The 8,221-nt window shown below is 36.4% G+C and carries 10 protein-coding genes and 1 pseudogene; 9 read left to right on the top strand and 2 right to left on the bottom strand.

The window, feature by feature from the left end:
- Positions 1-70: 70 nt before the first annotated feature.
- From BN1875_RS00525 to BN1875_RS00515, 3 genes and pseudogenes are all read left to right on the top strand, one after another.
- On the top strand, positions 71-286 hold the full coding sequence (locus tag BN1875_RS00525; protein WP_048602878.1) for a peptide-binding protein: 216 nt from the start codon (positions 71-73) through the stop codon (positions 284-286).
- Between the two features lie 16 nt (positions 287-302).
- On the top strand, positions 303-575 hold the full coding sequence (locus BN1875_RS00520) for an antitoxin (RefSeq protein WP_000301765.1): 273 nt from the start codon (positions 303-305) through the stop codon (positions 573-575).
- Between the two features lies 1 nt (position 576).
- Positions 577-875: pseudogene (locus BN1875_RS00515) on the top strand (zeta toxin family protein); the annotation flags it as partial.
- Positions 876-963: 88 nt separating this feature from the next.
- Here the strand turns inward: BN1875_RS00515 and BN1875_RS00510 are convergent.
- Together BN1875_RS00510 and BN1875_RS00505 are read right to left on the bottom strand one after the other, a co-directional pair.
- Positions 964-1,944, bottom strand: a complete 981-nt coding sequence (locus tag BN1875_RS00510; RefSeq protein ID WP_048602922.1) for an HAD family hydrolase — start codon at positions 1,942-1,944, stop codon at positions 964-966.
- A 4-nt stretch (positions 1,945-1,948) separates the two neighbouring features.
- A complete protein-coding gene (locus tag BN1875_RS00505) occupies positions 1,949-2,716 on the bottom strand; it encodes a DeoR/GlpR family DNA-binding transcription regulator (RefSeq protein ID WP_048602921.1) in 768 nt (255 codons plus the stop codon).
- A 488-nt stretch (positions 2,717-3,204) separates the two neighbouring features.
- On the opposite strand from BN1875_RS00505, the gene lacA reads away from it, so the two are divergent.
- Genes lacA through BN1875_RS00475 form a run of 6 tightly spaced genes read left to right on the top strand, consistent with a single transcriptional unit; the run spans position 3,205 to position 8,142 of the window.
- Positions 3,205-3,630: a galactose-6-phosphate isomerase subunit LacA gene (gene lacA, locus BN1875_RS00500; RefSeq protein ID WP_007209216.1), complete on the top strand. Its 426-nt coding sequence runs from the start codon at positions 3,205-3,207 to the stop codon at positions 3,628-3,630.
- A gap of 16 nt (positions 3,631-3,646) precedes the next feature.
- On the top strand, positions 3,647-4,162 hold the full coding sequence (gene lacB / locus BN1875_RS00495; RefSeq protein WP_021150720.1) for a galactose-6-phosphate isomerase subunit LacB: 516 nt from the start codon (positions 3,647-3,649) through the stop codon (positions 4,160-4,162).
- A 10-nt stretch (positions 4,163-4,172) separates the two neighbouring features.
- Complete coding sequence (lacC, locus tag BN1875_RS00490; RefSeq protein ID WP_007209214.1) at positions 4,173-5,105, top strand: tagatose-6-phosphate kinase; 933 nt, start codon at positions 4,173-4,175, stop codon at positions 5,103-5,105.
- A gap of 2 nt (positions 5,106-5,107) precedes the next feature.
- The gene (gene lacD / locus BN1875_RS00485) at positions 5,108-6,088 is read left to right on the top strand and encodes a tagatose-bisphosphate aldolase (RefSeq protein WP_002290551.1); all 981 of its coding nucleotides are present in this window, start codon (positions 5,108-5,110) and stop codon (positions 6,086-6,088) included.
- Between the two features lie 27 nt (positions 6,089-6,115).
- On the top strand, positions 6,116-6,433 hold the full coding sequence (locus BN1875_RS00480; RefSeq protein WP_002290550.1) for a PTS lactose/cellobiose transporter subunit IIA: 318 nt from the start codon (positions 6,116-6,118) through the stop codon (positions 6,431-6,433).
- Positions 6,433-8,142, top strand: coding sequence for a lactose-specific PTS transporter subunit EIIC (locus BN1875_RS00475; RefSeq protein WP_048602920.1), 1,710 nt, complete (start codon positions 6,433-6,435; stop codon positions 8,140-8,142). Before BN1875_RS00480 ends, BN1875_RS00475 begins: the two co-directional genes overlap by 1 nt.
- Positions 8,143-8,221: the final 79 nt, after the last annotated feature.

Raw genomic sequence — 8,221 nt, 5'->3', positions numbered from 1 at the left:
AATCACAAATCACTTGTGATTTGTGATTGTTGATGATAAAATAAGAATAAGAAGAAATAGAAAGAAGTGAGTGATTGTGGGAAATTTAGGCGCACAAAAAGCAAAACGAAATGATACACCAATCAGTGCAAAAAAAGATATAATGGGAGCTAAGACGGTTCGTGTTCGTGCTGACTTGCACCATATCATAAAAATCGAAACAGCAAAGAATGGCGGAAACGTAAAAGAAGTTATGGATCAAGCCTTAGAAGAATATATACGGAAATATTTACCTGATAAACTTTAAAAGGAGTGAAAATGAAATGGCAGTTACGTATGAAAAAACATTTGAAATTGAAATCATTAATGAGTTATCAGCAAGCGTTTATAATCGAGTATTAAACTATGTTTTGAACCATGAATTAAATAAAAATGACTCTCAATTATTGGAAGTCAATTTATTAAACCAATTAAAGCTTGCAAAACGTGTAAATCTTTTTGATTATTCTTTAGAAGAATTACAAGCCGTTCATGAGTATTGGCGGTCAATGAATCGTTACTCAAAACAAGTTTTGAATAAAGAGAAAGTGGCTTAATATGGCAAATATAGTCAATTTTACTGACAAACAATTTGAGAATCGCTTAAATGATAATTTAGAAGAATTGATTCAAGTAAAAAAGCGGTTGAATCGCCAACCGCTTTTTTACTTGGTGGGCAACCAGGGTCAGGGAAAACCAGTTTGCGATCAGCAATTTTTGAAGAAACACAAGGGAATGTTGTTGTCATTGATAATGATACCTTTAAACAACAGCACCCTAATTTTGATGAATTAGTGAAACTTTATGAAAAAGACGTAGTAAAACATGCAACATCCTATTCTAATCAGCTGGTAAAGCTTAATTAGGTTATATAAGCTTGAAAATAAAGGGTTTGTCCAATATGGACAAGCCTTTTTCTTATGTTTTGCCACAGATTTGCCACACTTATTGTGTAAGAGTATCAAGGATAGGTATAATTTGATCCTTTGTTTTTTTAGTGATGTGCAAATAAATTTCTGTTACACGACTACCTCTAGAATGCCCTACACGGTCTTGAATTGCTTCTAGGGGTATTCCTTGCTCTGCTAAGAAACTAATATGCGTATGACGGAATATATGGGTCGTAATATGTTTATTAAAACTAAGTTTATTATCAATATCAATTCCTGCTCGTTTTGGATTACCTTTTCGATTTAATTTTCCATTTTCAGGTGAGTTAAGGAAATTGTTAAGGACACTATAATGAAGAGGTGTTTCATTATAGTCGGGTTTATGACGACTTTTGGAAGTAAAAATCCATCCATTATCTTTATAATCAGGATTGAATCTTATATGTTGGTGATTTAACTCAATTTCCTCTTTAAGAATTTCTATAGCCCTTTTAGATAATTGGACATTTCGGTAACTTTGTAAGTTTTTTACATTACCTTCATAGCTATTTTCTGCAGCTCCTCCGTGAGTGGACTGACTAATAATGATATTTTGCTTTTCAAAATATTGATAGGCACCAATATTTTGGAGTTTTCGACTCTGTAAGTCAACAGGGCCATTAGTTAGAATACCTATTGGGATGTGGTTTTTATGTAGAGCCAGCAGTAGTTGATGTATCTCAGGAATCATCGTAATCTGATCGAGTTCATATTCATAGTCAGCTTGGAAGTCTAGAGCTTCTGTCCTAGAAATACTATCGATGCCAAATTCTTCCATAGTCTTCTGACAGCGAAAAATTCTAAGCTGCTCAATACTGATGAGTTTTTTCGTGTATTTAGGAAAAGCAACATCAGACCAATATCTGAAACGTTTGTAAATGTTATTTATTTGTTGGATATCAATCGTCGGAAAACATTTCTCAACGTTACGTTTAAAGTGGAGTTGATGGTCATAAAGAGTGTCATCAAGGTCAAAAACAATATTTTTATAAGTCATAATTCTAGTCCGCTTTTAAAATAGTAGTGTACTGGCTAAATTCCTCTAAGTGTTGAGGGCTAATCTGGTTATCTGTAATGATGGTATCGAGTTGATCTAGATTATAGAAGTTAAAGAAATCGTATCGATCGAATTTAGTACTGTCTACTAATAAGAATTTTTCTATAGCATTGTTTAGGGCAAGTTGTTGAATCACACCTTCCTTGTCACTATATGTAGCAATAGAATTATGGGTAACAGCATTTGCACTAACAAAAGCTTTGGCAAATCTCATTGCTTTTAAATTTGTCGAAGCCATTGAACCTACAAAAGCTCCAGTTATTTCTCTATATTCACCGCCAAGAAGCAATAAATCAATGGTTTCGCTATCATTTAGAATCAAGAACACAGGAAGACTATTTGTAATGACACGAATTTTATAACCTTTACGACCTTTCAATTCTAATGCCAGTTGTTCAAGTGTAGTTCCGGGTCCAATAAAAACAGTATCGCCATCTTTGATTAAAGAGCAGGCTTTTTTAGCAATGTCAATTTTTTCTTTTGTATTTAGACTTTTCTTCTCGATATGTGTCTTTTCAAGTGGCTTTTTAGAGGAAAGCAATTGTGCACCACCATGAGTACGTGTTAAAAGTCCATCAGCTTCTAGAGTATCAAGGTCTCTACGGGCTGTCATATCGGAAATATCTAGTTCATCTATTATTTCTTTTATGGTTATGGTCCCATCAATCTTTAACATATCTAAAATTTTTTCTAATCGTCGTTTTTTGTTCATATGAAGACTCTTCTTTCATAAAGTAATTTTTTTCCAAAGATAATTCTCTTTTAATTGTATCATAAAAGACAATATTTTTAAGGTAAAACAAACAATTTCAAATAAAAACAAACGTTAGATGATGAAATAAGAATAGAGGATTGACGTATATTAGCTTAGGTCAGATTTTGTGTAAGACGAAAATAAAGTAGGACCTCTTAATCAGTAAGTTATAGAAAGTAAAAGACTTTTGTAATACTTGAATAGATATTTCACGTCCATTTTGTGATGGATTAAATGAACAAAAATGAACAATAATTCAACGATGTTATCTATTTTTTAAAAAAAAAAAAAAAAAAAAACAAAAAATAAACAAAAATCGTTGTTTTTTGTTTGAATGTTTGATATTATATAAACAAAGAAATGATGAAAACGTTTTTTCGAACATTTTGTAAAATGTTTTCTACTTCTACGTAGCATTTCTTTCTAAAATTTAGGAGGTGGTCAAAATGGCCATTGTTGTTGGTGCAGATCTCAAAGGTACGAGATTAAAAGATGTTGTGAAAAATTTTCTTGTAGAAGAAGGTTTTGAGGTAATTGATGTGACTAAGGACGGACAAGATTTTGTTGATGTTACCTTGGCAGTTTCCTCTGAAGTAAATAAAGATGAGCAAAACTTAGGTATTGTAATTGATGCTTATGGAGCTGGTCCATTCATGGTAGCAACTAAAATTAAAGGTATGGTTGCAGCAGAAGTTTCAGATGAACGCTCAGCTTATATGACACGTGGACATAACAATGCACGAATGATTACGGTTGGCGCTGAAATCGTCGGTGATGAGCTTGCTAAAAACATCGCTAAAGGTTTCGTCAATGGTAAATATGATGGCGGACGTCATCAAATCCGTGTAGATATGCTTAACAAGATGTGTTAAGAAAGGGAGTTAAGGAATGAGAATCGCAATTGGATGTGACCACATTGTCACAGATGAAAAAATGGCAGTATCAGAATTCTTGAAATCAAAAGGACATGAGGTCCTTGATTTCGGGACATATGACCACGCACGTACTCACTACCCTATCTATGGTAAAAAAGTCGGTGAAGCAGTAGTAAGTGGTCAAGCAGACTTGGGAGTATGTATCTGTGGTACAGGTGTCGGCATTAACAATGCAGTCAATAAAGTTCCAGGTGTTCGCTCAGCGTTGGTTCGTGATATGACATCAGCTATATATGCAAAAGAAGAGTTAAATGCGAATGTTATCGGTTTCGGTGGAATGATTACTGGTGGTCTTCTTATGAATGACATCATTGAAGCTTTCATTGAAGCTGAGTACAAACCAACAGAAGAAAATAAAAAATTGATTGCAAAAATCGAACACGTTGAAACACATAATGCACATCAAGCAGATGAAGATTTCTTTACAGAATTCCTTGAGAAATGGGACCGTGGTGACTACCACGATTAAGGTATAACAAATGATTCTGACAGTCACACTAAATCCTTCAGTAGACATCTCTTATCCTCTAGAAACATTGAAAATTGATACAGTGAATAGGGTGAAAGATGTTAGTAAGACAGCTGGTGGAAAAGGCTTAAATGTTACTAGAGTCTTGTATGAATCTGGTGATAAAGTTACTGCTACAGGTTTCTTAGGTGGTAAAATTGGTGAATTTATTGAAAGCGAATTAGAACAATCTCCTGTTAGTCCAGCTTTTTATAAAATCTCAGGAAACACTAGAAACTGTATTGCTATCTTACACGAGGGTAACCAAACAGAAATTTTGGAACAAGGACCAACAATTTCTCATGAAGAAGCAGAAGGCTTTCTTGACCACTATAGCAATCTTATTAAACAATCAGAAGTTGTGACAATTTCAGGAAGTTTACCTTCAGGACTTCCCAACGATTATTATGAAAAACTTATCCAACTTGCTTCGGATGAAGGAGTAGCAGTCGTTTTGGATTGTTCAGGTGCACCTCTTGAAACAGTTCTAAAATCGTCGGCTAAACCTACTGCCATCAAACCTAATAATGAGGAACTTTCACAGTTGCTTGGAAAAGAAGTAACAAAAGATATTGAAGAACTCAAAGGCGTTCTTAAAGAGTCACTTTTTAGTGGTATCGAATGGATAGTGGTCTCATTAGGTCGAAACGGTGCCTTTGCAAAACATGGTGATGTTTTCTATAAGGTAGATATTCCTGATATCCCAGTTGTTAATCCAGTCGGATCAGGGGACTCAACGGTAGCTGGTATTGCATCAGCTTTAAATAGTAAAAAAAGTGACGCTGACTTATTAAAACATGCGATGACATTGGGTATGTTAAATGCTCAAGAAACAATGACAGGGCATGTGAATATGACTAATTACGAAACACTAAACTCACAAATTGAAGTAAAAGAGGTATAAAAATGGTACTTACAGAACAGAAACGCAAATCTTTGGAAAAAATTTCAGATAAAAACGGTGTTATCTCAGCTTTGGCATTTGACCAACGTGGTGCTTTGAAACGTTTGATGGCACAGTATCAAGATACAGAACCAACTGTAGCTCAAATGGAAGAACTAAAGGTTTTGGTTGCTGATGAACTTACAAAATACGCTTCTTCAATGTTGCTTGACCCTGAATATGGACTTCCAGCAACAAAAGCATTGGATAAAGAAGCAGGTCTTCTTCTTGCCTATGAAAAAACAGGTTATGATACATCAAGTACAAAACGTTTGCCTGACTGCTTGGATGTTTGGTCTGCAAAACGTATCAAAGAGCAAGGCGCTGATGCCGTTAAGTTCTTGCTTTACTATGATGTAGACAGCTCAGATGAACTTAACCAACAAAAACAAGCTTATATTGAACGTGTTGGTTCTGAATGTGTCGCTGAAGATATTCCTTTCTTCTTGGAAATCCTTGCTTATGATGAAGAAATCTCAGATGCAGGTTCTGTTGAATATGCAAAAGTGAAACCTCGCAAAGTCATTGAAGCGATGAAAGTTTTCTCTGATCCACGCTTTAACATTGATGTTCTTAAAGTAGAAGTACCAGTTAACGTTAAATATGTCGAAGGTTTTGCTGATGGTGAAGTGGTTTACAGTAAAGCTGAAGCTGCTGACTTCTTTAAAGCACAAGAAGAAGCGACTAACCTTCCATACATCTACCTAAGTGCAGGTGTATCTGCTAAATTGTTCCAAGAAACATTGCAATTTGCTCACGACTCAGGTGCCAAGTTTAATGGTGTGCTTTGTGGACGTGCTACTTGGGCAGGATCTGTAGAACCTTACATCAAAGAAGGTGAAAAAGCAGCACGTGAATGGTTGCGTACTACTGGATTCGAAAATATTGATGAACTTAACAAAGTTCTTGTTAAAACAGCTAGTCCATGGACAGATAAAGTATAGTAAAAACATAAAACGGAGGATATTGTTATGAACAGAGAAGAGATGACTCTCTTAGGGTTTGAGATTGTTGCTTATGCTGGAGATGCTCGCTCTAAACTTTTAGAAGCGCTTAAAGCGGCTGAAAATGGTGATTTCGCTAAGGCAGATAGTCTTGTAGTAGAAGCAGGAAGCTGTATTGCAGAGGCTCACAATTCTCAGACAGCTATGTTGGCTCGAGAAGCTTCTGGGGAGGAACTTCCATACAGCGTTACCATGATGCATGGTCAGGACCACTTAATGACTACTGTCTTATTAAAAGATGTGATTCATCACCTCATCGAACTTTATAAAAGAGGAGCAAAATAATGCATAAACTCATTGAACTTATTGAGAAAGGGAAACCGTTCTTTGAGAAAATCTCTCGAAACATCTATCTTCGTGCTATTCGTGATGGATTTATCGCTGGTATGCCAGTCATCCTTTTCTCATCTATCTTTATCCTTATTGCCTATGTCCCAAATGCTTGGGGATTCCACTGGTCAAAAGACATTGAGACCTTCTTGATGACTCCTTATAGCTATTCGATGGGTATCCTAGCATTCTTTGTTGGTGGTACTACCGCTAAAGCTTTGACGGACTCAATGAACCGTGACCTACCTGCGACCAATCAGATTAACTTCTTATCTACGATGCTAGCGTCTATGGTAGGGTTCCTTTTGATGGCAGCTGAGCCTGCAAAAGAAGGAGGCTTCTTGACAGCCTTCACGGGAACAAAAGGTCTTTTGACAGCATTTATTGCAGCCTTTGTGACAGTTAATGTTTACAAGGTCTGTGTGAAAAATAATGTTACTATTCGTATGCCTGAAGAGGTTCCACCAAATATCTCTCAAGTATTTAAAGACTTGATTCCATTCACTGTATCGGTTGTTCTCCTTTATGGATTTGAACTCATTGTTAAGGGAACTCTTGGTGTAACCGTTGCAGAATCAATCGGTACCCTTCTTGCTCCTCTCTTCTCAGCTGCAGATGGTTACCTTGGAATTACACTTATCTTTGGTGCTTATGCCTTCTTCTGGTTTGTTGGTATCCACGGTCCTTCAATTGTCGAACCAGCAATCGCTGCTATCACTTATGCCAATATCGATGCCAACTTGCATCTTATCCAAGCTGGACAACATGCAGATAAAGTTATCACTTCTGGTACTCAAATGTTTATTGTTACCATGGGTGGAACAGGAGCTACATTGATTGTTCCATTCTTGTTCATGTGGATTTGTAAATCAGAACGTAACCGTGCCATCGGACGTGCCTCAGTTGTTCCAACATTCTTTGGGGTTAATGAGCCAATCTTATTTGGTGCACCAATCGTATTGAATCCGATTTTCTTTGTACCGTTCATTTTCGCTCCGATTGTCAACGTTTGGATCTTTAAATTCTTTGTTGACACATTGAACATGAACTCATTCTCTGCCAACCTTCCATGGGTTACTCCTGGTCCGTTGGGAATTGTACTCGGTACTAACTTCCAAGTTCTATCATTTATCTTAGCCGGACTCTTGGTAGTTGTTGATACTATCATTTATTACCCATTTGTTAAGGTATACGATGAACAAATTCTTGAAGAAGAAGAACGTTCTGGTAAAACAAACGATGCTCTTAAAGAAAAAGTAGCTGCAAACTTCAATACTGCTAAAGCAGATGCCGTTCTTGGAAAAGCAGGCGTTGCTAAAGAAGATGTAGCAGCAAACAATAATATCACAAAAGAAACTAATGTCCTTGTTCTTTGTGCAGGTGGAGGTACAAGTGGCTTGCTTGCCAATGCCTTGAACAAAGCAGCAGCAGAATACAATGTTCCAGTCAAAGCGGCAGCGGGTGGTTACGGTGCTCACCGTGAAATGTTGCCAGAGTTTGACTTGGTTATCTTGGCTCCACAGGTCGCTTCAAACTTCGATGATATGAAGGCTGAAACAGATAAATTGGGCATTAAACTTGCAAAAACTGAAGGAGCTCAATATATCAAATTGACACGTGATGGACAAGGTGCTCTTGCATTTGTTCAACAACAGTTTGATTAATAAATTTGTAAAAGTTATTTGAGACGAGATTATTCTTTCAGTTCCTTATAATATTGTTAACCATATCATTGCATTTCAT

The sequence above is a fragment of the Enterococcus massiliensis genome, from assembly GCF_001050095.1.
In the GTDB taxonomy this organism is placed as follows: Bacteria; Bacillota; Bacilli; order Lactobacillales; family Enterococcaceae; genus Enterococcus_C; species Enterococcus_C songbeiensis.
This window is presented reverse-complemented; position numbering and strand designations above follow the sequence as displayed.